The following is a 23,669-nucleotide window of genomic DNA, read 5'->3' as shown; positions in this document are numbered from 1 at the left end:
CAATTCTAAACTTCGGGGACGTAGGTTAGCTTGGTATACTGCCAGCCTCGGGTGCTGGAGATCATGGGTTCAAATCCCATCGTTCCCATATTTTTAGAAAGTCAATCATTGAAATATGACATTTTTCTAGTTAATGTGATTGATTACTGCTCTGTACCTAGCACATCTAAATCCTGTCACTAATGCTCATGTTGAAATCATAAATGAATTAAAAAATAAAGCAGATATTGTTAAAATTATGCCTGTTATTTTCAAATCAGGTAAAATGGAAATTAACAGTAAAAGCTTTCCATTTAATTTTGAAATTAGAAAAAAAATGCTTACATCCATTTTTGGAGATTCTATTAGAATAACAAATGACTATACTTTTTTTGCACCATTTAAAAAATACATGCCACCATTATTATCACCAAAATCATGGGAATTACGAAGACAAATACTAAAAGGTGTACAAGGTGATTTTTTCTCATATACAGGAGATAAAACAGAAGGGTATATGCTCAAATTATACAGATTAAAGCCAAAGATAGGACAAAGAAGAATATTGTCAGCAACAACGGTTAAAGAAAATATCTATAATTCAGTATTAGATAAAACAATAAATTGGAAAAATGACGTTCCACAAAGTGTCCAACAAATAATTGAAGAAAATTGGGAAGTAATTAAAAAATTTTCAGATTCTGAGGATAAAACAACCCGAGTTTTAGGAATGAAATTCCCTAAGGAAGGATGGTCGGAGTAAATCATCTAAAATATGAATATTTTATAAAAATCTAGATTGGAAAAAATAAAACAAGCTTCAAAAGATTATTTCTTTTTTGAAGCCTTTTTAGTTGTTTTTTTAGCTGCTGCTTTTTTCTTTGCTGCCATAATAGAATTGACAATTTACTAGAATTTCTACAGGTGAAATTAAAAAAATTACACAAAATGGGTGATGTTGAGAATACAATTTTAAAATATTTTAAAAAAGAAAAAATCCATTTTGCAAGATTAGATCTTATGTTTTTTGTATTTTTATCTTCAAAGATTCATTGTCTAAAAATTAAAAGATTCATCAAGTCTAAAATCATATGAAAATTAGAATTATTCAAGAATTCATCAAAAATGAATACACTAACAAAATTTAATTATCAAAATTACGTTCTAATTCTAGGTTTTAGAGAAAATAATGAGAAAAATATTCCCAAATAGATTAATTACTGATATATCGATGATTTTTTGTGGGTCTTCCTATTTCAAAATATGTTTGGTTTGATGGAAAATTTACAACCATAGATAAAGCCAAAGTCCCAATTACAACTCATGCAATTCATTATGGAACTTCTGTTTTTGAGGGAATTCGAGCATATTGGAATGGAAAAAATCTTTTTATCTTTAGATTAGATGAACATGTAAAGCGGTTTAGAAAATCAGGTCAATTTTATAATATTTCGCTTAATTTTTCAGATCAAATCATTAGTAATGCAATAATTAGAATTTGCGAAAAAAATAAAATAAAAAAATCATGTTATATTAGACCATTTTATTTTGTAGGAGATTATGGAATAAATCTACATGTTACAGAAAAAGCACCAACTAATGTTGCAATTTTTGCTTTCCCATTTGGAGATTTATTTAGCAAAAATGGAATTACTGCAGGAGTGGTATCATGGAGAAAATTCTCTGACATGTCAAATCCACCACAAGCAAAAATGGGAGGAAATTATCTTAATTCAATTATAGCAACACAAGAAGCAAAAAGAAGTGGTTATGATGAAGCAATTTTATTGGATCATAATGGAAATGTAAGTGAAGCGCCTGGAGAAAATATTTTCATTGTAAGAGAAGAACGATTGATCACACCATCATTATCTTCTTCAGCATTAAATGGAATAACACGTGATGCAATAATAAAAATTGCAAAGGATCTAAATATTGATGTGACAGAAAATGATGTATCTAGAAGTGAATTAGAAATTTCTGATGAAATTTTTCTTACGGGTACTGCTGCAGAGATCACACCTATAATTTCAATGAATGGTAAGAAAATTGGTGATGGTAAACCAGGACATATTACTAAAAAAATGATGAAAGAGTATACAGACATAGTAATGAACAAAAACCAAAATTACTCTGATTGGTTAACTGCGGTGTATTAAATGAAAATTGTTCAAATCGGTACAGGAGGATGGGGGAAAAATCATACAAGAATTCTATCACAATTAGGTGTTCTTTCTGCAGTTTGCGATACTAATGCTGAAAGAAGTAAAGAATATGGTGAAAAATATTCAGTTAATCATTATAATTCATTGGATGATTTGATTGAATTTGAAGAATTTGATGGAGCGTTTGTAGTAACTCCAACATCAACACACACAGAAATTGCAACAAAATTGCTTGAAGCAAAAAAACATGTATTTGTAGAAAAACCCATGACATACAAATCAGAAGATGGTCAGAAAATTGCAGATCTGGCCAAAAAAAATAGCCTAGTACTAACTTGTGGATACATAGAACGATTTAACCCAGCAGTAGATAATGTGAAAAAGTTTGTGAAAGAAAAAAAATATGGAGAACTTGTAATGCTTGAATTTCACAGAGAAAATAGAATGCCACTACATATCAAAGATGTTGGAATTATTTACGATACATCTGTTCATGACATAGATACTGCAAATTGGTTGTTTGATGATATGCCTCAAGTAGTTTTTGCAAGATCAGGTAGAATAAATCATGAACATGAAGATTTTGCAAGTATTATGTTAGGATATAAAAATGACAAAGTAGCAATTATTTCATCAAATTGGATTACACCAAAAAGAGTTAGAACATTTACAGCAGTGTGTACTGATGCAATAATTACATCAGATTTCATTTCGCAGGAAATAAAAATTGAGAAAAAAGAAGAAACCGAAATACCACGGAATGACAAACAGGAACCATTACTACTGGAAATTCAAAGTTTTTTGGGAGCTATAGAAGGAAAAAATAATCTAGTTGTAAGTTCACAGCAAGCAGTAAATGTAACAAAAATAGCAGAAGCTGCACTTTTATCTAGCCAAAAAGGCATGCCAATCTATCTGGAATTGAAATGAACAAGACAATGATGGATATTTTAGCATGCCCTATAGACAAAAATCATCCTTTAGAACTATATGAAATTAAAGAAGAAAATAATATTGTTTCAGAAGGAGCATTATTTTGCCCCAAATGTTCAAGATTTTATCCCATAATTGAAGAGATTCCAATAATGTTACCTGATGAATTAAGAAACAAGAAGCAAGAGATAGAATTTCTCACTAATAATAAGAAAAACTTGCCTGAAAAAATTATTACTATGGCAAAGCCATGGCATTTGTGATATAATTGGTTACAAACTTTATTTCTGAAAAAGCAAAGATAGGAGAGAATGTCAAAATCTGGCATTTTTCATATATTGGAGATAATGTAGAAATTGGAAATAATGTGAAGATTGGTTCACTTGTTCATATTGATTACAATGTAAAGATTGGAGAAAATACAAAGATAGAAGGACAAGCATACATCCCACCATTATCAAGAATTGGAAAAAATGTATTCATTGGACCTGCAGCAGTATTAACTAATGATCCATATCCAATGTGTGAGAAAATGGTAGGAGTAACCATTGAAGATAATGCAGTGATAGGGGCAAGGGCTGTTATTAAAGCAGGTGTAACTATTGGCAAGAATAGTGTAGTTGCTATGGGTGCAGTAGTAACGAGAAATGTTCCAGAAGATTCTGTAGTAATTGGAGTTCCCGCTACAATAAGGTATACACGTAAAGAATACGATAAAAAACAAAAACAGTGGATGGAAAGTTAGAATTTAATTTCTTTTTTAAATATCCAATTTTTTAATTTTGATAAAATTAGAATCCAAACTATTATCAAAAGAATTGCGATAATGGCTTTGAATATGGATGTCAATAATGAATCAAAATCACCAAAGCCAGAGATCGAAAAAGGACCTAAAATCATTACTAAAATTCCTCCACCGACAATTATCAAAACCCACATAACAAAGATAAAACTAAAAAGTCCTATTTTCAAATGACTAACCTCGTCATAAATGCAGTTATTATTGCAAGGATTCCTGAAAAAATAGCAAGTTTGAAAATTACATAACCAACTTGTTTTTCAGATAATGGTCCTACTGCTAGAATTAGTCGTACTAGTGTAATTGGAGCAGTTTTATCTTTAGTTGCCATTAATTTGAAATCTTCAGTATGCTCAACAGGTTTTCCTTTGATTTGCCTATGTTCTACGATTCGTTTCATGCTAGATAAGAACAAAAATGAGTTAATTACTGCAGGCAAAAGAGCGATTGCTGCAATAATTTCTACATGACCAATTATTGCAATTGCGCCATACATTCCACCCAAAGCTAAAGCACCAGAATCTCCAGGAAATATTTTGCTTGGAATTTTATGATATTTGTAAAATGCTAAAGCAACAAATCCTAATGGTAAACTAACTATAGCCATTTCATAATGTTGTAAAATAAATAATGCGGCACTAAGGGAAAAACTTGCAATAACCATAAAACCGCTAGCTACTCCGTTTAGTACATCAATAGAATTAATGGTATTACCTGTGATAGGGATCATGAAAATGATTAGTCCAAGATAAAGAGCAGGTATTTGGACTGTACCAAATAAAGGAAAAGATAGATTGGAATCATATGCACCAAAGAAAATTATCGGTGCTGCAGCAAATATCAAAGCAATTGGTTTAAACCATCCTCCCATTACTTTTCTATCATCCACATAGCCAATTAGAAACGCTATAAAACTAGTAATTATTATTGCAAGAATTTCATTCATTTGTAAAAACCCATATAAAATAAATTCCGATACTATAATTCCTGCAATTATGGATGGACCTCCAGGTCGTACAATCATCACATGATCTTTTTTGTTCACATCTTGGACTGCAAGATTTCTTTTGTGTAGAAATTTAATCAAATATGGAGTTGTAAAAAATACGGTAAAAAATGCACCAACACATGAAATGATTGCAGGTATGATTAATTCAGTCAACTATCTAACCTTCTTTAACTCTGACTTTATGTTATCTGCGATGGTTGAACCAATTTTATCAATTTCTGCTAATTTGTTCACTGGAATCTTTGATAAATCATCAAGAGATTTAATTCCATGTTTATATAGCACTCTTGCTCTTACACGTCCAATTCCTTTTACTTTCACTAAATCTAACAATTCTTCCTTAATTCCATAAATTATTCGTTGTCTAAGATTCTCTAATTCATCAAGAAGATCAGCACGTTCAACATGTTTTGAAATTTCTCGTAAACAATATGCTAACCAATCAGCAGTCTCAACCATTCTATGCATATCACCAGATTCTATTCCTAGATTATCAGATAGAGATAATTCAGATGATTCCGTAATCCAAGCCTGTAAAGCAAGTAAACTTCTAGAGCAATCATATTCAGATAATGGTTCTAATATCTCTGAAGAATGATTTTCAATCATTAAACTGGCAGTTTCAAAGTCTTTATTTCTTAGTGAGAATTTAGGGAAAAATTCTTCACAATTTGAAATTAAATGTAAAAATCCAAAAGTGTGTTTTCTTTCTTTAGATACATTTTCAAGTGCATCTCTAAAGTAAGTTGCAGTTAATGGATCAACATACAACATCGAAGTTTTTTTTCCAAACTCGGTAGCAGCATATCTCTCACCTTTTTTAATGATTAAAAATGCACTAGTTAGAAACCTTAAGGATATATCAATGGCAAATTTTATAGTTGCTTTTCTAGATTGTATTCCACCCAATGTATGCAAAAAAAACTCTAAAATGTTTTCTTTTTTAATTCCGGGATTTGTTACAATTATACTTAACACATGTGTTCTTAATGACTTATCATCGGTGATTTTTGATAAAATCGGTTCTGGTTCTCCATGAATATAATACTCCATTAGATCTTCACTATTTCCATTTCCAACAATTATTGATTCACCATAGTCGTCATATTGTGGTCTTCCAGCTCTACCACAAAGTTGTTTGTACTCTAAGATACTAATTGGTCTGTTTGCACCAACCTTTGCATTATATCTATTGATGTTAGAAATAATAACTCTTCTTGCAGGAAGATTTACACCAGCAGCTAATGTAGGAGTAGAAGATAATAATTTGATAGTGCCTTTACGAAATTCAGTTTCTATTGCTTGTCTACAGTTTTGATTTAATCCAGCATGATGAAATGCAACCCCTTTTTTTATTAATGTTGCAAGTGTTCTTACTAATTCAGTATGTTCATTATTTGAGAGTATTTTTTTTGAAACTTTTTCTAATTCTTCAGATTCGTTTTTTTCTAAAAATTGTGATATAATATCCGCAGCTTTTGTTGCAAGAGCTTTTGAACGTGTTCTAGTTTCTGCAAAAACTAATGATTGACCACCGTCTTTTACAGATTGTACACCCAAATCAATAGAAATCCCACGAATACTAGGCTCAACCTCAAATTTTTTACCATTATTCATTATTACTCCTCCCGCATCATATACTCCTTCAGATAGAGGAACAGGTCGCCAGTCATTTTTTACAAGTGTACAATCAAGCCAATTTGCAAGTTCAGCAGAATTCGTTATTGTTGCACTAAGACCTAAAATTTGAGGTTTAGATTCTAATAATTTTAGTTTTGTTAAGATCATCTCCAATGTTGGTCCTCTACTTTCATCTCCAATAAGATGAATCTCGTCTGCAATAACTAATCCAATTTCATCAATCCATTCAGTACCATGACGAATTATAGAATCCATTTTTTCATTTGTTAAAACTAGCACATTATTTTTTTCAAGATTTTTTTCAATATTTTCAAAATCACCAGTGGATATTCCCACTCTAATTTTTTTTCCTAAATCAATTTTTTCTAGTTTTTTGAATTCAGTAAATTTTTCAGAAGCTAATGCTCTTAATGGACTAAGATATACAACTTTACCATTATTTTTTGAAAGATAATTAATTATAGATATGATTGCAGTTAGAGTTTTACCACTCGCGGTAGGTGCAGAAACTAGTATACTTTTTCCATTGAGGAGTCCAGCATCAATACAATCTGCTTGTGGTGGATATAATTTAGAAAATCCTTCAGACAATAAAAAATCAATTGCAGGTTTAAGAAGATCTAGTTGTTCTATTTTCATACTCGGTTATAATGACCGGGTTTTGATTCATAAATAGATGCTTCGCGAAGCATTCTTCGAATATAGTTTCGCGCTTCCTCTTCAGTAAATTTTTCTGTCTTTTCTAGTTCTTTGACAAAAGTTCGTTCTTCAACTGCAACTTTATTGTCACCTTCCATCGATTTTAAAACATCCATAAACAACTGCATCTTAGATACTTCACTTCTTGGCCTTCCTTGCAAAACTCCAAGATCAACCTTACCAGTATTAACATCAACGCCTGCATCTTGAAGCATACTTTGAATTAGAAATATGGCTCTCTCAGCATCTTCTTCCTCTACTTTATCTTTCATAAGTAATCTCGCTCTTGCGGTTGAAAGCCTAATAATTCCTTCTAGCTGTCTAGGTGTGACTGTAATCATTTCTTCAGATTCTACATTTCTCATTTGAAGGTAATATTCCAGAATTTTTTCTTCAGCTTCTTTGGTTAAATCAGGACTAGAACGTTTTGCATATGAAAGATATTTTGTTAGAATATCAACATCAATTACTGAACGTTTGTCAGTTCCTTGTGGTGTATGTAATTCAATTATGTGTCTTGCAATTTTTTCGTCTTTTTCCCTTCCAGGGATATCACGTACTACAAAAATTAAGTCAAATCTAGTCAATAATGGAATTGGCAGATTTACATTTTCTGTTATATTTTTGAATGGATCGTATTTTCCATACATTGGGTTAGCAGCTGCTAAAATTGATGTTCTTGCGTTTAATGTGGCAACAATACCACCCTTTGCAATACTTGCTGATTGCTGTTCCATAACTTCATGCAATGCGCTTCTGTCTTCAGGTTTCATCTTATCAAATTCATCAATACATACAAGACCTTGATCACCAAGTACAACAGCTCCTGCTTCTAACATCATGATTCCTGTTTTATCACGTACTACAGCAGCAGTAAGACCTGCTGCTGTTGAACCTCTACCTGATGTGTATAGTCCTCGTGGAGCAATTCTTGCACAAAATTTTAGCATTTCACTTTTTGCAGTACCAGGATCACCAACAAGAAATACGTTGATGTCACCTCTAATCTTACTTCCATCACCAAGTAATCTTTGAGTTGAACCGACAATCAGTAATAAAATAGCTTCTTTGATTAAAGATTGTCCTTGAATATGCGGTGCAAAAGAATCAATCAATCTCTGATATACATTAGGACTTTGAGCAAGTGTTTTGATCATCTTTTCATCTTCAGGAGATACTTCTTCTCTCTCAATTTTACGTGAAGTTTTAGAACCTCGCCCTCCTAAAAATTCAATATTGTTTCCCTCTATTCGTAATCGATATAATCCACTGTGACCTCGAGTTATTCCTGCAATAGATTCTTGCTCTACTCGTACTATACCAGTAAGGATAATTCTATCACCTGGTCTTGCATTATCTACAAGATCTTGTCTAATTGTAACGTCAATATAATGAGGTAATTGGCCGGGAGGAAGATCTTCTGGAAGTTCTTGTAATCTAAGAATTTGAAAATCTATGAATTTACTAGCTTCTGGCTTTAATTCAAAATCTCTGTGTTTACAACTCGGGTTATCACAAACTATTGGGATTTTTACATCCATTCCTTTTAGTTGAATAACTTTAGTTTGATGTTCATCAGGACATACAAAGACCAATTCTTTTGCAAGAGGTTTTACTTCTGAAGCTCTAACAACCATACCTGAAACACTAGAAATATTTCCAATAGTTTCAGCATTAATTTGTCTTAAACTCCTTTGAAGAGGATAATTTACAAGCCTTACACGAACTTCATCTTTAATTTTTTCTGCATAATCAGGAAATCTTGTTTGGAGCGCTTCTTTGATTGCTCTTGAGAATGCATTTAGAACTCTATCAGGATCAGTTGAAAAGATATGTTCAATTTCAGGCTCTATTACAAGATCATTATAATCTACAATGATAAATTTTGCATTCTTTGGCATCATTTCGTCAATTTGTTCTACATACTTGTAATTTCCAAATTTATCCTTGAATCTTGTTAGAAATTCTTTGACCTTATCAGATAATGCTGAATCAGTAAAAGTACTAGTTTGAACTCTGCTCATTTAAATCTCCTCTAATTTGTTTTTCAAATTCTATACTATTATCATGAATTGTTTTAAAGAAAATATTTTCTTCAATTGTTAGTTTATTATATAATTCAGAATTAAGTTTTGTTGAATCTGCGATTTTTACAAGTTTGCCTCGTCTCATTCTAAACAATTCTAACATCATACTTTCAACATGATTAAAATCATCACGATTCAAGTCTTTCATGGATTCTTTTAATTTTATGTAAAAGTGAGGATCAAGTGTAGACATTTGATATTCTCCAACCATCTTTTCTTTTGATAATGCCTGTTTAAGCTCAGTAATCATATCTGGTTTTTCAAGTGAAGCAAGTTTGTTTTGGGCTAGAATTTTACCTATCCATAAAGGTAGATTCAAGACTTCGCCTTGAGTGCCATTAATTTTAACACCTGCAACATTGAATTTAATATCATGATTTATGCTGACTTTAGCATCCTTTAGACCATATCCAATAGAATGCAGTTTTTCTATCTTATCTATTTCCATCGTAAGATCACTATCTATTCATAAGATCCTGATGTAATGGATCGATCAATTCTATTCACTATTTTGTTAGATCAATTGATCCTATTAATTTCGATTTATTAGTGGGAATTAGACCAGAAGATCACATGTTATCAACAGGCATGTGGGTAGAAAAGTATCGCCCCTCTAAGCTTTCAGAAATAGTAAATCAAAAAGAAATTATCGGTAGTCTAGAAGCTCTAATTAAAGACCCTACAGATATGCCGCATCTAATGTTTTCAGGTTCTGCTGGAGTAGGTAAGACTACAACAGCCTTATGCATATCTAGACAAATTCTTGGGGAATATGCTAAAGACTATACCCTTGAACTAAATGCCTCAGATGAACGAGGTATAGGTATGGTTAGAGAAAAAGTAAAAAAGTTTTCAAGATTTGCAGGAATGGTAGATGTACCATTTAAGATAATTATTCTTGATGAGGCAGATGAAATGACATCTGATGCACAAACAGCGCTAAGACGAATAATAGAAGATACTGCAAAATATTGTAGATTTATTCTAATTGCAAACAATATCTCAAAAATCATTGATCCTATTCAAAGCAGATGTGCCACCTTCAAGTTTACATCTATTCCTGAAGAAGATGTAATTAACCATCTGGAAAACATAGCTAAAAAAGAGAAAGTAAAAAGTGATAAAAAAGGACTAAAAGCAATTTATGACTATTCTGAAGGAGATCTTAGACATGCGATTAATCTGATGCAAGCAACTGCAAGCATAGGTGAGATTTCAGAAGAAAATGTAAAATCATCAGCTGGATTGACAAAAACTAGTGATGTAGATAATGTTCTAAAAATGGCATTATCTGGAAAAATTGTAGATGCAAGAGAGAAGATGATTGAATTAACTAAAGTTTATGGAATGTCAGAATCAGATTTTCTAAAGTATCTAAATTCCGCAGTATTCAAAACAAAACATGATAATATTTCAGATATTTTAGAAGTGATTGCAAAATACGATTATAGAATTTTAATTGGGGCAAATCCTGAGATTCAATTAACAGCTATGTTAGCTGAATTAGGAAAATTAGAAAAATAAAAACGCAGAGAGAGGGATTTGAACCCCCGGGTGCTTGCGCACACAGGCTCTCAAGGCCCGCGCCCTACCGAGCTAGGCGACCTCTGCAAGAAGTGATGAATTACAGTGATTAAAATTTGTTGAGTATTGAAAATAAAATCATAGAAAAATAAGAAAAAAGAAATTAATTTCTTTAATCGTGTGCGTGTGGGTTGCCGCCACCAGACATTTTAACAAATGTACCAGCTGCTTTCTCATGCCATTCCAAGTTTGCTTGTTCAATTCTAATAGCACCTGTAGGACATATTTCCTGACAAGCCATACAAACTGTACAATCATGTTCTCGAATTGGTTGTGATTTGTCAGTGTAATCTAATCGTTCATCTTGTTCAGTTTTTCCAGTACCTTCAAAGACTTTACCAACTACATCTTTAGCTGGAATATCTTGTTCAGTTCTATACCACTGAAATGTTTGAACTGGACATACACTCATGCATGATCCAGCTGCAATACAAGAATCCCAATCGACTGCAACTGTTGTACCGTGAATACCAAGAGGAACTTGTTCTTCTCCTCTAGCTTCATACGCGGCTTTTACATCTTCGTTTGAAAATGCTGCACCATCTGGATTTCCTTTGCCCCAAATCCAATGAAAGTTCTCGCCATTTCCATGACTAGTTTTTCCGACTGGTTTTTGGTCGTGACAAAAATCTTCAGGTATTACTAAATCTGCCATACAAAATATTGATCTGAATATTATTTAAATCTAGACAAAATTAGTTGAGACTAAACTATAATAGATCTTAATTTTCTAAAGATTTTAACTAAAAATATGAAATTATAATAAAGAAAATTGAATAAAAAATCTAATCATGTGCATGTGGATTAGCAGTGCCTGCTTCTATTTTCACATAAGTTCCTGCAGCTTTCTCATGAGCTTCCAAGTTTGATTGATCAACTTTGATAGCTTGAGGAGGGCAAACAGAAACGCATGCCATACACCAAATGCAATCATGTTCTCGGATTGGATCGGCTTTATCAGTTAGATCTTTTCGTTCTTCTTTAACTGAACTTCCGGTTCCAGCAAAAGTTGCATTTATTGCTTCTGTATTTGGAATGTCTTTTTCAGTTCTATACCACTGAAAAACTTGTACTGGACATGCTTCAATACATGCACCATCTGCAACACAAGAATCCCAATCAACTGCAACCATAGTACCGCTAATACCTAATGGGACTTGTTTTTCACCACGAGCAGCATAAGCAGCTACAACATCGGCATCAGCAAATACTTCAGCTTGTGATCCGTCAGTATTTTTTGTTTTACCAGGACCCCAAACCCAATGAAAGTTTTGGCCATCTGAGTGACTAATTTTTCCAATTGGTTTCAATCCTTCTGGAAAATTTTCTGCTATTGGCATAGAACAACTTTCTTTGAGATATTATTTAAAGCTAGACAAAATTAGTCGAGACTAAACTTAACTATAATAAAAGACCTGCGCTCATTTTCATTTAAAATTTCCTTACGTTCATATCGTTTGAAGAATAATTACAAAAAATGGATATTATCAAATTTGATGTGTATAGAGGTCCAAACATTGGTGTTTACATAAACACAAATGATGATTTTCTTTTGCTTCCTATGGGTTTTGCTCAAACCAAAGCTGAAAAACTTGCAGAATATCTAAAGACTGAAATTATTTATTCTTCTGTTGCAAATACTCGTCTTTTAGGAGCATTAATCGTAATGAATAACAATGGAATTCTACTTCCAAAGACTACGTATATGGATGAATATGAATTTCTAAAAAAAGAGACAAAGATGGAAATTGGCGTGTTGGATTCAAAATACTCTGCACTTGGTAATGTGATTTGTGCTAATGATAAAGGGGCTATAGTATCACCATGGTTATCAAAAGACGATTGTAAGACAATTGAACAGGTATTAGGAGTAGAAGTTTTGCAAAAAAGAATCGCAGGGTTTAATCAAACAGGAGCAGTAATGGTTGCAAATAATTCGGGTGCTGCAATTCACCCAGAAGCTGATGAAGAAGACATGAAGACATTTGCAAATATAATGGGCGTAAAAATAGAACAAACCACCGTTAATAATGGTATTCCATATGTTATGTCAGGAATTGTTGTGAATAATCATACGGTAGTTGTTGGATCCTTGACTAGCGGTCCTGAAATTATGATGTTAACTAGAGCATTTCTAAATTAAGAATGGATTTTGGATCATCTGTAAGTTTTTCAATTTCAATTTGAGATTCTGTTCCATCTTGCATGTTTCGTAAAACAACTTTACTTTGCTCAAGTTCTTTAGGAGCTACTATAATACAATATTTTGATTCAGATGCTTGTTCAATTTGCTTTTTCAGATTTTTCCCAGACAAATCAATATCAGTAGAAATATTATTTAATCTTAGTAATGATGCAATGCTAATTGCTACCTTTTGCATGTCTTCATTAATGTATAAAACAGAAATACGTTTTTGTTTTGTTTCTGCAACGATTCCTTGTTCTTGCATTGTAAGCATGATACGTTCTACACCTCCTGCAACACCCGCAGCTCCAATGTCATCTCTTCCAAATGCCTTTGTCAACGAGTCATAGCGACCTCCACCAGCTAGTGCACCTAATTTTGAATTTTTGTCAAACACCTCAAAGACCATTCCAGAATAGTAATCAAGTCCTCTGACTATTCCAAAATTTATGCGTATATTTGCAACTCCTCTGTTTTCTAAAGAAGAGAATAACTGTTTTAGTTCATCCCATGATTCTAAATTTGTTGTATCAATTTTTGATTCTACTTCCAAAATATTTCCTTTGATTTGTGAAAATTCTAAAATTTTTTCTAATTTGCTTTCATCGTATCTATCCTTGAATTCATTTAGAATGTCTTGTTTTGATTTCTTTTGTATTTTATCAATTGCTCTGAGCATATCAGATACTAAAATAATATCTTTTGAATCAAATGTTTGATTGATAAATGATTCAACCAAATTTCTATGATTGATATCAATTGTAATATTTTTGAGTAATAAGGAATCAAATAATCTAGATGTTAATTCAATAATTTCAGCATCAGATTCCAATCCAGGTTTTCCATAAATTTCTATATCCCATTGATGAAAATAGCGATACCGTCCTTTTTGAGGTTCATCATATCGAAATACTCCACCAAAAGCAGATATTTTTGCAGGCAATCTCATTGATTTTTGCATAGAAGCATATCTTGTCAAGCCTACTGTAAAATCAAAACGTAATGCTACTTCTCTATCTCCTTTGTCTTTAAAATAGTAAATTTCATCTCTGATTGCAGGTCCTGACTTTGTTTCTAGAACAGATAATAATTCTATTGGAGATGGATCCATAAATGAAAATCCATAAAGATCAGATAATTTTTTGAAATGACTTCTAATGTGTTCAATATTTGCATTTTCTTGATACTCAAAATCTTTCATTCCACGTGGCAATTCCAAGGTAATTGTGTTGTTAATAATGTGAATTTAGATATTTCTGTAACAACGATACAAAACTAGGCAGTTTTTCAAATCTTTCTTCTAAAAATGACATAATTGATCAAACAGTATCTACAAGGAAATAAAATTAAAAATTCAAATTTTATTATTTCAACAATTTTCACAACAATATATATTAGAATAATATTTTCACATATTTAACATAAGGTAGATTTAATTTCAATTAATTGCAAATTCCTTGAAGTCATCTTCCTTATGTTAGATATAATTTTAAAACTCAATATTAAAAAAGCACATAAATTTGGTCAAATCATTATGAAATAAGTCATTAGAATGTAATTTAATGACCATCTAAATTAATAATTAGCAAGATTTCAAAAATATGAGTGAGTTACAAATTTTTAGAACATGCAACAGATGCCTTTATCGAAGTAATCGCAAAAGATCTCAAAGAAGCGTTTTTAGTTTCTGCAAATGCTGTAATCAACATTACACTAGATCAAGATAAAGTAGATGAGATTGAACAAAAAGAAATCATTGCACAAGGAAAAGACCTAAACTATCTTTTATTTAGTTGGTTAGAAGAAATTACCTTTGTTTTAATCACTGAAGGTTTTGCAATTAAAAGAATAGAACTTGAGATTAAAGAAGATAAAGACTATAAAATTAATGCCAAAGCTTATGGCGAACCACTTGATTTTCTAAAACACAATTTCAAAGTAGAGATTAAAGCACCCACATTTTATGAAATGAAAATTGAACAAAAAAATGGTGTGTTTATGAGATTTCTACTTGATCTTTGAATTTGGTGAAATTTTATTATCAAATCCATAGAAGAAATTATCCGCGTTTTTTAAAAGCAAAGATGTACATCTCACATTATGCGCATAGAATTAGCTGTATTTTTCGTGTTTTCATTAGGTATCATCATAGTTGTTCCAGCTTATGCAGACGTTACAACATTATCGTTGGGGGAAAATACATACCCAAAGGATGGAAAATTTCTATTTATTGGAAATGAAGATGAGGGAGGCACTTCAGTTTTTGTAATCATAAGAGATTCAATAGGTGATTTTATTGGAATGCTATCTGATCCATCATCAGATAGTGATGGAACATATTCAACTCTACCAAGAGACGTATCACAATTCTTCAAATCAAAAGGATTTTTCAATGCAACTGCATTTACAGATAATCAAAAAGAAGAAAATGGAATTACAATTAAGATAGAATATGACGGAGATAAGATTTTTGTTGTACCAGACTTTGTACTAAAACTAAACACAATCACAGATCAAATAGTTGAAGAAAAAAAGACAGTAACTTTTACTGCAACATTAACTGAATCACTTGCAGATGTAGTTTTTAGTCTTGAAAAAAATCCACCGACTGGTGCATCAATTGATAGTAAAACAGGAAAATTCTTGTGGACTCCTACTGAATCTCAGGGTCCTGCAACATATGTTTTTGATATTGTAGTAAAAAAAGGAGTGGTTGAAGATAGAAAAACTTTGAAAATCACTGTAACTGAACCAGCTGCTCCAATATCACAACCAAAACCAGAACCAAAAAGTGAACCTGAACCCGTACCAGAACCAGAAATAGAGGAACCTGAACCAACAGAAATTGGATTAGCATCTTTTGTGGATCCTACAAGAGATCCACAGTCATATGTTGACAGATACAATAATGAACCAAGTTACAAAAAATGGTTTGATGAAAACTTTCCAAAGTATTCCTCAATTTATCAAGCAGTAGGTTTGGAAGAACCAGTTGGATTAGCATCTTTTGTGGATCCTACAAGAGATCCACAGTCATATGTTGACAGATACAATAATGAACCAAGTTACAAAAAATGGTTTGATGAAAACTTTCCAGAGTATTCCTCAATTTATCAAGCAGTAGGTTTGGAAGAACCAAAAGAGATAGCTCCTTTTGTTGATCCAAACCTAGATCCACAATATTACATTGACAGATACAATAATGAACCAAGTTACAAAAAATGGTTTGATGAAAACTTTCCAGATATGACAATTTATGATGCAGTTGGACTGGAAGAATCTGAAACCAAAGAACCAGAAAGTGGACAATGTGGACCAGGAACAGATCTAGTTGATGGGATATGCACAATCATGGATAATACTCAAGGAGGAGGATGCCTAATTGCTACAGCAGCATATGGTTCTGAGATGGCACCACAAGTACAATTCCTCAGAGAAATTAGAGACAATAAAGTGATGAGCACATCATCTGGAGTTTCATTTATGACTGGATTTAACCAATTTTACTATTCTTTCTCACCTACAATTGCAGATATGGAAAGAGAAAATCCAATGTTTAAAGAATTGGTAAAAGTTGGAATCACTCCAATGTTATCATCATTATCCATAATGTCATCAGCTGATACAGAACAAGAAATTATAGGATATGGAATTGGAGTAATTCTAATGAATATTGGAATGTATTTTGTAGCACCAGTTATGTTATTTTTTGGTATTAAAAAGGCAAAAACACGACTAAGTTTTTAATCATAATGAACACTATCACTAACATGGGCAAACTAAGTAGAAATCTTAGAATTTGTGGTGATTGTGGAATTGTTTACACGTCTGTCAGCATGACAAAATACATTGATCAGTGTCCAATATGTCAATCTAGAAGATATGAAGCTATGCCAATTAAAACAGAAAAAGATTAGCAAAAATACTGTAAAAAAATTATTTTTAATTCAACATAGATTTTTTAATAGAATCAAACTGATGAGAATTATTGTCAGATGATGATCCTGAAATTGAGAAAATAAAACAAAGAAAACTAGAAGAGATACTTAGACAACAGAATCAGTCGCATATTCAACCAGGAATAATTGATCTAAATAGTACAAATTTTAATCAAGTAATTGCTGCTGAAAATCCTACACTGGTTGATTTTTGGGCAGATTGGTGTGGTCCATGTAAAAGTATGCATCCTATATTTGAAAGTCTTTCAAAAAAATATACAAACATAAAATTTGCGCGAGTTAATGTAGATCAAAATCAAAATATTGCAATGAAATTTGCAGTTCAGTCAATTCCAATGTTTATCATGTTCAAATCTGGACAAATCGTCGATAAAATGATGGGTGCAGTTGGTGCTCCTGGAATACATATGATTTGTAAAAAATATTCAAACTAGTAAGCGTAAGCTGCATCTTTTTTACGTTGAATTTCTATAATTTCATTGAAAATTTCTTGTTCTTCTGAGCTTAGTTTATGCATGAATTTAGCAAGAATTTTTTTTGCTTCATGTGAAGGAGGAAAAGTGTAAAATATTTCTTCTTCAAAAATTTGTCTACCAATTGTTATGCCTTGAACTGAACATGCAACTTCCTGTCCTGCTTTTGCAGAAGTTACAGTTTTTTTATCTAATTGAAGCTGATGTACTAAACCAATTTTTCTTCCATCTTTATTCATAAAGGGAACTTTTTGTTTTAATGTTCCAACATCAATCCTGATTCCAAATACTGCAGGATCTGTATTTCTAAAAACATAACCTTTGAGGAATGTGAATTTAGAAATTGGAGTTAGTTCTGCAAATATTGCGTCATCTTCATTTGCTGTATCTTCGCTAACCCATGCATTGTAGTTATCAATTAAACTGTAAATTATTTTGTCCTCAAAAATTTTGATATGACCACTTTCAGATTCTTCTTTTGCATCAGGAAGAATTTTTACATTAAATGCCAAAACAACTCCCAAGTGTCGATCATTTTCTTTTATTGCTCTAGTTTCCATTATGTCACGACGATTAACAGGTCCAATGTCGGCTTTCGAAATTGGTACTTGAGAACGTCGTAGCATCTCAACTATTGCCTCAAGAGAACCTATAGTATCACATTTTAAAACAACACCATTAGTCTCAGTATCAATAAACACTGATTTCATTTCAGATTCAATTAGTTTAGTATATTTTTTTACATCATCTTCATTTGATGCAACATAAAGAGTACTACCTGGTAAAACTCCTTCAAGATCAGGGGATGCAATTTTGAGTCCTGCAGCTGCATCTACACTTTGCACTGGTTTGAATTTATCTCTAGGATCTCTCATTTCATCAAGCGGTTTTGGTAAAAGAATTGCTTTTGGTTTTGTTATAATGACAGAATCTCTTTTTGCAACCACAATGGTATCAGTTTTTTTTATACTTCCATCAATCAAAATTATATTTGCCGTATGCCCTAATCCTATTTCTTCGTTAACTTCAAGTACAATTCCCCTTGATTCTTTTTCTTTCTGATCTAATCTTTTTTGCAAGTATTGCTGAGTTAATCCAACTAATACTGCAAGTAATTCAGGGATTCCAACTCCAGATCTTGCAGAAATTGGGACGATTGCAATTTCAGATTTAAAATCTTTAACTCGATAAAACGCTTCAGATTGATATCCCAAAATAGATAGAGTTCCCACAACATCGTAGATTTTTTGATCAAGATCTGTTTGAATAAATTGATCTTGCTCTTTGATTGCTTTTGTAATAAATTTAGTATCGGATTTTCTCCATCCTGATATTTGATCACATTTGTTTAGTGCAACAACAAATGGAACTTTTCTACTTTGTAGAATTTTTAGACTTTCATTTGTTTGAGGTTGAAATCCTCTGTTAACATCAACGACAAGTATAGCAATATCAGCGGCAGAACCACCTCGTGCTCTAAGATTTGTAAAGACTTCATGTCCAGGTGTGTCAATAACTAGAATTCCAGGAACCTGATTTTCCGACTCTTGTAATTTTTTGTATAATGGTCCACATGTTTCTTTAATTGTTTCAGTAGGAAGAAAACTTGCTCCTATATGTTGAGTAATTCCGCCAGCTTCTCTACCTTGAACCCCAGTGCCTCTAATTCTATCTAAGAGAGATGTTTTACCAGAGTCTACGTGACCTAAAACTACCACGATGGGTTGACGAATTTGCAATCAGATCACTCAAATGCTACCCTCGATTCGTGATCAAAACTTTCTTGTGAATCAGATGCATGAATGATATTGTCACTAAAGCCTAATCCAAAATCGCCACGAATAGAACCGGGTGCTGCTTCAAAGGATTTTGTTGCGCCAATCATAATTCGCGTGGTTGCAATTGCATTGTTTCCTTCGATTATTGCTGCAACTACAGGTCCAGATGTGATAAAAGATGTCAGTTCGCCAAAAAATGGCTTATCTTTATGTACACCATAAAAATTTTCAGCTTGTTTTTGTGTAAATGTAAACATCTTTAATTTTAAAAGTTTGAATCCCTTTCTTTCAAATCTCGCAATAACTTCACCAGTAAGTTTTCTAGCTACTGCATCTGGTTTTACAATGAAAAGGGTTTGTTCAGTCAATTTTATTTCTTGTGTTGAATTCCGCCTTTGACGTATTTTTTGGTCCACTTTAATTTTCTTGGATCACGTTTTAGTTCTAGAGCATTCTTCTTGCATTTTGCTGAACAGAACCATAAAACAGTTCCATCATTTTTTGCAAGCATTGTACCTGAACCTTTTGCAACCGGTCTAGCACAAAAACTGCAGGGTTTAACTAAAAGACTCATCTATTTCACCTAATGAATTTTCTTTGCTTCTCTCTCGGTTTCTCTTAACATAAGAATTTCTCCTATTCTAACAGAACCTTTAACATTTCTTGTAAGAATTCTACCCTTATCCTTACCAGAAAGAACTTTTACTCTAACTTGAATAACTTCACCTGCAATACCAGTTCTACCAACAATTTGAATAATTTCAGATTGAGTTACGTCATCAGTTATAGTACTCATTTGCTAGACTTTCCACCTTTAATTTTAGCAATTGCTGAGACAACTTGGTCAACTATGTGTTGTGCATCACCAGCATCTAAAATTGCTGCAGCGGCAGAAGTAATGTCAATGCCCAAAGACTTTCCTAATTCTTGTTTACTTGGAACAAATGCATATGCTGCACCTTGTTCTTCACATAAAATAGGAAGATGTGCTACTACTTCTGGTGGTTCAACATCTTCAGCGATAACGATAAGTTTGCTTGTACCTCGTTCAATGGCTTTTGTTGCCTCATTGGTTCCTTTCTTTACTTTACCACTGGTAGATGCAACTCTAACAGCTTCCAAGATTGGATTTACCAGTTCCTCTGGCGTCTCAAATTTTACATAATAAGCTTTACCCATACTATGTCACCCTTTAGGGATCATTCTCCATTCCCATCATGCTATGGATTGGTTTTAAAAGTGTTATCGGAAATGACAGACTTGACTTTTTGAATGTATTTTGACATCAAAGTATCTAGTTTTTGCTGACTTTCAGCTTCTCCGTATATTCTAATGATGGGTTCCGTACCACTGGGTCTTATCATAACCCAGTTTTTAGAATCTATTGTAATTTTGATTCCATCAGTTATATCAGAATTAGGAAATTCTTCTTTTAGTGATTTTATTAGTTTTTTAGAATCATCTTGAGAAGATGGAACTTTATCTTTTGTTGTAAAAGAGGGTGGAAGTTCAGAAATTAATTCAGATAGTGTTTTTTCAGATTTTGCTAAAAGATCCATCATCAAAGCTAAAGTCATACAACCGTCTCTTACCTGATTATGTTTTCCAAACATAAATCCTCCATTTTCTTCAAAACCAATTAATGCATTTGTAGGTACCATCTTGCGTGATACTTCTACACTTCCAACTTTAGTTCGAATTACTTTTGAATTAAACTCGTTTGCAACAAGTTCTATATTTGAACCAGAATTCAAACAAGTAACAACTAGAGAATTAGGATTTTTTTGTAAAAGGAATTTTGTAAGTACTAAAGCAGATTTATCACCAGTAAGAATCTCTCCGTTATTATCACAAAATATACTTCGATCTCCATCACCATCAAATGCAATTCCAAAATCTGCATTATTTTCTTTAACTGATTTAGAAAGTTTAGAAAGATTTTGAGGAGTTGGTTCAGAACCACGCCCAGGAAATTGTCCATCAATTTTATCATTAATTAAAAATATTTCACATCCTACTGATTTACAAAATATAGGTGCAGTAACTGCTTGTGCTCCATTTCCTAAATCCAAAACAACTCTCAGATGTTTTGATTTTATATTCTGAGAATCTATCTGAGAAATTATTCCATTAACATAAACATCAATTGCTCTATTTTCTTTACCTGTAGTTCCAAATTTACTTGGATTTTTTATCCAATTTTTATTCAAAAAAATATCTTCTATTATCAATTCATCCTCTCGTGATATTTCTACACCGTCTTTTGCAGCGGGTTTAATTCCATTATATTGTGGAGGATTATGAGATGCAGTAATCATAATTCCACCAGAATATCCAAGTTTCTTTACAGCATATTCAAGACATGGAGTTGGTACAAGTCCTGCATTATTACAGTCAAGTCCAGTATAATTTATTGCAGAACATACAACTTTTGCAATTATTTGACTTGATTCTCTTCCATCATATCCAACCAATATTGGTCCTGATTTGAAATAAGTTGCAATTGCTAATGTCATATCATGTACAAATTCTAAGCTAAAATCTTTAGAAAAAACACCGCGAATGCCATTTGTTCCAAAAAATTTTGCCATAGTTCACTTCAATAATAGATAAATTTGTGTTTAATGGCAAGTCCGATGCGGGAGTCGCCCAGCCTGGTCAAAGGCGTAGGGCTTAGGACCCTATCTCTTAGGAGTTCGTGGGTTCAAATCCCACCTCCCGCATTGGTTGTCTATTTCTGTGAATGATTAATAATGAGAAAATAGTGATCAAAAAAAGTTATGAAAAAGACAGTGATTGGCATTACAGTAGTTGGCAAAGATAGAGAGGGAATTGTTGCAGCATTTACTAATTTTGTATTTGAGAACGGTGGAAACATTGAAAAAGTAAATCAAAATGTTGTCAAAGGTCTTTTTGGAATGTATCTTGAAGCATCATTTACAAAGATAGTAAATGTAAAAAAATTCGATTCTGGAATTCAATTATTATCAAAAAAAGAGAAAATGGATGTAAGTACACATCATGAAACAAATTCTGAAAAAAATATTGCAATACTAGTTACAAAAGAACCACGATGTCTAGAAACAATACTAGATGCTGCTAAAAAGAAATCATTGAAAGGATGTATTTCAGTAATAATAGGTACTGAAAAAACATTAGAATCAATAGCAAAAAAAGCCAAAATTCCATTTATTACAATCTCAGAATCAAATCAAGAAAAAGCTGAAGAAAAAATATTAGAAATTTGTAAAAAATACGAAATTGATCTAATTGTCCTTGCAAGATATATGAAAATACTTAGTCCAAATTTTGTGTGGAGATATCCAAATAGAATAATCAATATTCATCCATCACTTTTACCTGCATTTCCAGGTGCACTTGCATATGCACAAGCTTTTGAGAGAGGAACAAAAATAGTTGGCGTAACTGCCCATTATGTAACGGAAAACTTGGATCAAGGACCAATAATTTTCCAAGATTCTTTTAAAGTTGATCCAGATGATTCTTTAGAAGAAATTAAATCCAAAGGTCAAAAATTAGAAGCAGACACTTTGCTTAAAGCCACAAAAATGCACCTAGAAAACAAACTTGAAGTTCGTTGGAGAAAGGTTCATGTCAAGTCAAAGTGAAATAAATGGTAGAAATTAAATCCCAATTTGATCCCGAACTAAGGAAAAACATTAAAAAGAAAAAACAGATTGCAATTATTCCCGTAGGCTCAATAGAACAACATGGTCCACATCTACCAATTTCTACTGATTCTGATATTGTTACAGAAATAGCAAAAAAGTTATCAAAAAAGATGGATTGTTTTCTTTTACCTACATTAACATATGGAGTATCGTTTGAACATTCACCATTTTTTAACATTAGTATCAAAGAAACAACACTTCGTACTATCATGGTTGATTTGTGTAATTCACTTCTTGCAAATAACATTAAAACAGTCTTTATCATTAATGGACATCATGGAAATCAAAAACCATTAAAAAACATCGATAAAAAATTCAGAAAAGTATCAAAAAACAAACTCAGAGTTTTTTCACTTTCATATTGGCATTTTATGCAAAAAGAATTTGATCATGCCGGATTTGTTGAGACCTCACTTATGCTTGCAATTTCAAAAAATACCAAAATGAAATTGGCCAAAAAAGGACTTGTAACAGATGGAATGAAACAACAACAAATCAAAAAGTTAGGACAATTAGCATCAAAATCATTTCCAAAAGTTACAAAAAACGGAATTTGGGGAGATCCAACAAATGCAACAAAGAGAGACGGATTGTTGATTTTAGATGAAATCATGAGAAATCTTGAAAAAAAGTGTCAAACTTGCCTTACTGAGCATAGTTCAAAGTTACACCAATGAAATTTTAAT

The 23,669-nt window shown here is 32.3% G+C and carries 27 protein-coding genes and 3 tRNA genes; 15 read left to right on the top strand and 15 right to left on the bottom strand.

The annotated features are described in order from the left end of the window. The first annotated feature begins 14 nt into the window (after positions 1 to 14). From K5782_RS03265 to K5782_RS03240, 6 genes are all read left to right on the top strand, one after another. A tRNA-Pro gene (locus K5782_RS03265) sits at positions 15 to 88 on the top strand. A gap of 51 nt (positions 89 to 139) precedes the next feature. Then, positions 140 to 742: a hypothetical protein gene (locus K5782_RS03260; RefSeq protein ID WP_297463988.1), complete on the top strand. Its 603-nt coding sequence runs from the start codon at positions 140 to 142 to the stop codon at positions 740 to 742. Positions 743 to 1,220: 478 nt separating this feature from the next. After that, on the top strand, positions 1,221 to 2,138 hold the full coding sequence (locus tag K5782_RS03255) for a branched-chain amino acid transaminase (RefSeq protein ID WP_297463987.1): 918 nt from the start codon (positions 1,221 to 1,223) through the stop codon (positions 2,136 to 2,138). Further along, entirely contained in the window at positions 2,139 to 3,074 is a 936-nt protein-coding gene (locus tag K5782_RS03250) for a Gfo/Idh/MocA family oxidoreductase (protein ID WP_297463986.1), read from the top strand. Beyond that, on the top strand, positions 3,071 to 3,340 hold the full coding sequence (locus K5782_RS03245) for a Trm112 family protein (protein ID WP_297463985.1): 270 nt from the start codon (positions 3,071 to 3,073) through the stop codon (positions 3,338 to 3,340). The genes K5782_RS03250 and K5782_RS03245 overlap by 4 nt, the downstream gene beginning before the upstream one ends. Before the next feature lie 5 nt (positions 3,341 to 3,345). After that, on the top strand, positions 3,346 to 3,822 hold the full coding sequence (locus K5782_RS03240) for an acyltransferase (protein ID WP_297463983.1): 477 nt from the start codon (positions 3,346 to 3,348) through the stop codon (positions 3,820 to 3,822). Here the strand turns inward: K5782_RS03240 and K5782_RS03235 are convergent. From K5782_RS03235 to K5782_RS03215, 5 genes are read right to left on the bottom strand one after another with little or no spacing between them, the layout of a single operon-like run. Continuing rightward, the gene (locus K5782_RS03235) at positions 3,819 to 4,049 is read right to left on the bottom strand and encodes a hypothetical protein (protein WP_297463982.1); all 231 of its coding nucleotides are present in this window, start codon (positions 4,047 to 4,049) and stop codon (positions 3,819 to 3,821) included. The genes K5782_RS03240 and K5782_RS03235 overlap by 4 nt on opposite strands. Beyond that, the gene (locus tag K5782_RS03230) at positions 4,046 to 5,038 is read right to left on the bottom strand and encodes a glycosyltransferase 4 family protein (protein WP_297463980.1); all 993 of its coding nucleotides are present in this window, start codon (positions 5,036 to 5,038) and stop codon (positions 4,046 to 4,048) included. Before K5782_RS03230 ends, K5782_RS03235 begins: the two co-directional genes overlap by 4 nt. Beyond that, a complete protein-coding gene (locus tag K5782_RS03225) occupies positions 5,039 to 7,165 on the bottom strand; it encodes a DEAD/DEAH box helicase (RefSeq protein ID WP_297463978.1) in 2,127 nt (708 codons plus the stop codon). Continuing rightward, the gene (locus K5782_RS03220) at positions 7,162 to 9,249 is read right to left on the bottom strand and encodes a minichromosome maintenance protein MCM (RefSeq protein ID WP_297463977.1); all 2,088 of its coding nucleotides are present in this window, start codon (positions 9,247 to 9,249) and stop codon (positions 7,162 to 7,164) included. Before K5782_RS03220 ends, K5782_RS03225 begins: the two co-directional genes overlap by 4 nt. Continuing rightward, a complete protein-coding gene (locus tag K5782_RS03215) occupies positions 9,230 to 9,760 on the bottom strand; it encodes a DNA replication complex GINS family protein (protein ID WP_297463976.1) in 531 nt (176 codons plus the stop codon). The genes K5782_RS03220 and K5782_RS03215 overlap by 20 nt, the downstream gene beginning before the upstream one ends. A 125-nt stretch (positions 9,761 to 9,885) precedes the next feature. On the opposite strand from K5782_RS03215, the gene K5782_RS03210 reads away from it, so the two are divergent. Further along, entirely contained in the window at positions 9,886 to 10,836 is a 951-nt protein-coding gene (locus K5782_RS03210) for a replication factor C small subunit (RefSeq protein WP_297464076.1), read from the top strand. A gap of 3 nt (positions 10,837 to 10,839) precedes the next feature. Here the strand turns inward: K5782_RS03210 and K5782_RS03205 are convergent. From K5782_RS03205 to K5782_RS03195, 3 genes are all read right to left on the bottom strand, one after another. Continuing rightward, positions 10,840 to 10,923 (bottom strand) — tRNA-Ser (locus K5782_RS03205). 85 nt (positions 10,924 to 11,008) lie between these two features. Next, positions 11,009 to 11,551 (bottom strand): ferredoxin family protein, encoded by a 543-nt coding sequence (locus K5782_RS03200; RefSeq protein WP_297463975.1) that lies wholly within the window; start codon positions 11,549 to 11,551, stop codon positions 11,009 to 11,011. Positions 11,552 to 11,681: 130 nt separating this feature from the next. Beyond that, positions 11,682 to 12,236, bottom strand: a complete 555-nt coding sequence (locus K5782_RS03195; protein ID WP_007549584.1) for a ferredoxin family protein — start codon at positions 12,234 to 12,236, stop codon at positions 11,682 to 11,684. A gap of 137 nt (positions 12,237 to 12,373) precedes the next feature. Here K5782_RS03195 and K5782_RS03190 point away from each other — a divergent pair, with 137 nt between their 5' ends. Then, complete coding sequence (locus K5782_RS03190) at positions 12,374 to 13,039, top strand: translation initiation factor IF-6 (protein ID WP_297463973.1); 666 nt, start codon at positions 12,374 to 12,376, stop codon at positions 13,037 to 13,039. On the opposite strand, the gene hisS is transcribed toward K5782_RS03190, so the two are convergent. Beyond that, on the bottom strand, positions 13,020 to 14,300 hold the full coding sequence (gene hisS, locus K5782_RS03185) for a histidine--tRNA ligase (RefSeq protein WP_297463972.1): 1,281 nt from the start codon (positions 14,298 to 14,300) through the stop codon (positions 13,020 to 13,022). The two genes, K5782_RS03190 and hisS, sit on opposite strands and share 20 nt — an antisense overlap. Before the next feature lie 386 nt (positions 14,301 to 14,686). On the opposite strand from hisS, the gene K5782_RS03180 reads away from it, so the two are divergent. The 4 genes from K5782_RS03180 (at position 14,687) to trxA (ending at position 17,474) form a co-directional block, all read left to right on the top strand. Then, a complete protein-coding gene (locus K5782_RS03180) occupies positions 14,687 to 15,103 on the top strand; it encodes an archease (RefSeq protein ID WP_297463970.1) in 417 nt (138 codons plus the stop codon). Between the two features lie 78 nt (positions 15,104 to 15,181). Then, positions 15,182 to 16,828 carry a CFI-box-CTERM domain-containing protein gene (locus K5782_RS03175; RefSeq protein ID WP_297463969.1) on the top strand — a complete coding sequence of 549 codons (1,647 nt, stop codon included), beginning with the start codon at positions 15,182 to 15,184 and terminating at the stop codon, positions 16,826 to 16,828. A gap of 23 nt (positions 16,829 to 16,851) precedes the next feature. Continuing rightward, positions 16,852 to 16,998, top strand: coding sequence for a hypothetical protein (locus tag K5782_RS03170; RefSeq protein ID WP_297463967.1), 147 nt, complete (start codon positions 16,852 to 16,854; stop codon positions 16,996 to 16,998). Positions 16,999 to 17,069: 71 nt separating this feature from the next. Next, entirely contained in the window at positions 17,070 to 17,474 is a 405-nt protein-coding gene (gene trxA, locus K5782_RS03165; protein ID WP_297463966.1) for a thioredoxin, read from the top strand. Here the strand turns inward: trxA and infB are convergent. Genes infB through glmM form a run of 6 tightly spaced genes read right to left on the bottom strand, consistent with a single transcriptional unit; the run spans position 17,471 to position 21,882 of the window. Then, positions 17,471 to 19,252, bottom strand: coding sequence for a translation initiation factor IF-2 (gene infB, locus K5782_RS03160; protein WP_297463965.1), 1,782 nt, complete (start codon positions 19,250 to 19,252; stop codon positions 17,471 to 17,473). The genes trxA and infB overlap by 4 nt on opposite strands. Positions 19,253 to 19,257: 5 nt before the next feature. Continuing rightward, positions 19,258 to 19,659 carry a nucleoside-diphosphate kinase gene (ndk, locus tag K5782_RS03155; RefSeq protein ID WP_007549576.1) on the bottom strand — a complete coding sequence of 134 codons (402 nt, stop codon included), beginning with the start codon at positions 19,657 to 19,659 and terminating at the stop codon, positions 19,258 to 19,260. 2 nt (positions 19,660 to 19,661) lie between these two features. After that, positions 19,662 to 19,865: a 50S ribosomal protein L24e gene (locus tag K5782_RS03150; RefSeq protein ID WP_007402359.1), complete on the bottom strand. Its 204-nt coding sequence runs from the start codon at positions 19,863 to 19,865 to the stop codon at positions 19,662 to 19,664. Between the two features lie 9 nt (positions 19,866 to 19,874). Next, complete coding sequence (locus K5782_RS03145) at positions 19,875 to 20,087, bottom strand: 30S ribosomal protein S28e (protein ID WP_297463963.1); 213 nt, start codon at positions 20,085 to 20,087, stop codon at positions 19,875 to 19,877. Further along, on the bottom strand, positions 20,084 to 20,470 hold the full coding sequence (gene rpl7ae, locus K5782_RS03140) for a 50S ribosomal protein L7Ae (protein WP_007549575.1): 387 nt from the start codon (positions 20,468 to 20,470) through the stop codon (positions 20,084 to 20,086). Before rpl7ae ends, K5782_RS03145 begins: the two co-directional genes overlap by 4 nt. A gap of 41 nt (positions 20,471 to 20,511) precedes the next feature. After that, a complete protein-coding gene (gene glmM, locus K5782_RS03135) occupies positions 20,512 to 21,882 on the bottom strand; it encodes a phosphoglucosamine mutase (RefSeq protein WP_297463962.1) in 1,371 nt (456 codons plus the stop codon). A 47-nt stretch (positions 21,883 to 21,929) separates the two neighbouring features. Between glmM and K5782_RS03130 the strand changes: the two genes are divergently transcribed. The 3 genes from K5782_RS03130 to K5782_RS03120 all read left to right on the top strand — a co-directional run bounded on the left by K5782_RS03130 (position 21,930) and on the right by K5782_RS03120 (position 23,660). Further along, positions 21,930 to 22,014: transfer RNA gene (locus K5782_RS03130), tRNA-Leu, on the top strand. Between the two features lie 57 nt (positions 22,015 to 22,071). Then, positions 22,072 to 22,920, top strand: coding sequence for a formyltetrahydrofolate deformylase (locus K5782_RS03125; RefSeq protein WP_297463961.1), 849 nt, complete (start codon positions 22,072 to 22,074; stop codon positions 22,918 to 22,920). Positions 22,921 to 22,925: 5 nt separating this feature from the next. Next, positions 22,926 to 23,660 carry a creatininase family protein gene (locus K5782_RS03120; RefSeq protein ID WP_297463960.1) on the top strand — a complete coding sequence of 245 codons (735 nt, stop codon included), beginning with the start codon at positions 22,926 to 22,928 and terminating at the stop codon, positions 23,658 to 23,660. Positions 23,661 to 23,669 lie beyond the last annotated feature (9 nt).

It is taken from the genome of Nitrosarchaeum sp., assembly GCF_025699065.1.
GTDB lineage: Archaea > Thermoproteota > Nitrososphaeria > Nitrososphaerales > Nitrosopumilaceae > Nitrosarchaeum.
This window is presented reverse-complemented; position numbering and strand designations above follow the sequence as displayed.

Coding starts and splice junctions, on each gene's coding strand:
- K5782_RS03250 (WP_297463986.1), top strand. CDS start 2,139: ATGAAAATTGTTCAAATCGGTACAGGAGGATGGGGGAAAAATCATACA.
- K5782_RS03245 (WP_297463985.1), top strand. CDS start 3,071: ATGAACAAGACAATGATGGATATTTTAGCATGCCCTATAGACAAAAAT.
- K5782_RS03225 (WP_297463978.1), bottom strand. CDS start 7,165: ATGAAAATAGAACAACTAGATCTTCTTAAACCTGCAATTGATTTTTTA.
- K5782_RS03220 (WP_297463977.1), bottom strand. CDS start 9,249: ATGAGCAGAGTTCAAACTAGTACTTTTACTGATTCAGCATTATCTGAT.
- K5782_RS03215 (WP_297463976.1), bottom strand. CDS start 9,760: ATGGAAATAGATAAGATAGAAAAACTGCATTCTATTGGATATGGTCTA.
- K5782_RS03210 (WP_297464076.1), top strand. CDS start 9,886: ATGTTATCAACAGGCATGTGGGTAGAAAAGTATCGCCCCTCTAAGCTT.
- K5782_RS03200 (WP_297463975.1), bottom strand. CDS start 11,551: ATGGCAGATTTAGTAATACCTGAAGATTTTTGTCACGACCAAAAACCA.
- K5782_RS03195 (WP_007549584.1), bottom strand. CDS start 12,236: ATGCCAATAGCAGAAAATTTTCCAGAAGGATTGAAACCAATTGGAAAA.
- K5782_RS03190 (WP_297463973.1), top strand. CDS start 12,374: ATGGATATTATCAAATTTGATGTGTATAGAGGTCCAAACATTGGTGTT.
- K5782_RS03175 (WP_297463969.1), top strand. CDS start 15,182: ATGCGCATAGAATTAGCTGTATTTTTCGTGTTTTCATTAGGTATCATC.
- K5782_RS03170 (WP_297463967.1), top strand. CDS start 16,852: ATGGGCAAACTAAGTAGAAATCTTAGAATTTGTGGTGATTGTGGAATT.
- K5782_RS03150 (WP_007402359.1), bottom strand. CDS start 19,865: ATGAGTCTTTTAGTTAAACCCTGCAGTTTTTGTGCTAGACCGGTTGCA.
- K5782_RS03145 (WP_297463963.1), bottom strand. CDS start 20,087: ATGAGTACTATAACTGATGACGTAACTCAATCTGAAATTATTCAAATT.
- rpl7ae (WP_007549575.1), bottom strand. CDS start 20,470: ATGGGTAAAGCTTATTATGTAAAATTTGAGACGCCAGAGGAACTGGTA.
- glmM (WP_297463962.1), bottom strand. CDS start 21,882: ATGGCAAAATTTTTTGGAACAAATGGCATTCGCGGTGTTTTTTCTAAA.
- K5782_RS03125 (WP_297463961.1), top strand. CDS start 22,072: ATGAAAAAGACAGTGATTGGCATTACAGTAGTTGGCAAAGATAGAGAG.
- K5782_RS03120 (WP_297463960.1), top strand. CDS start 22,926: ATGGTAGAAATTAAATCCCAATTTGATCCCGAACTAAGGAAAAACATT.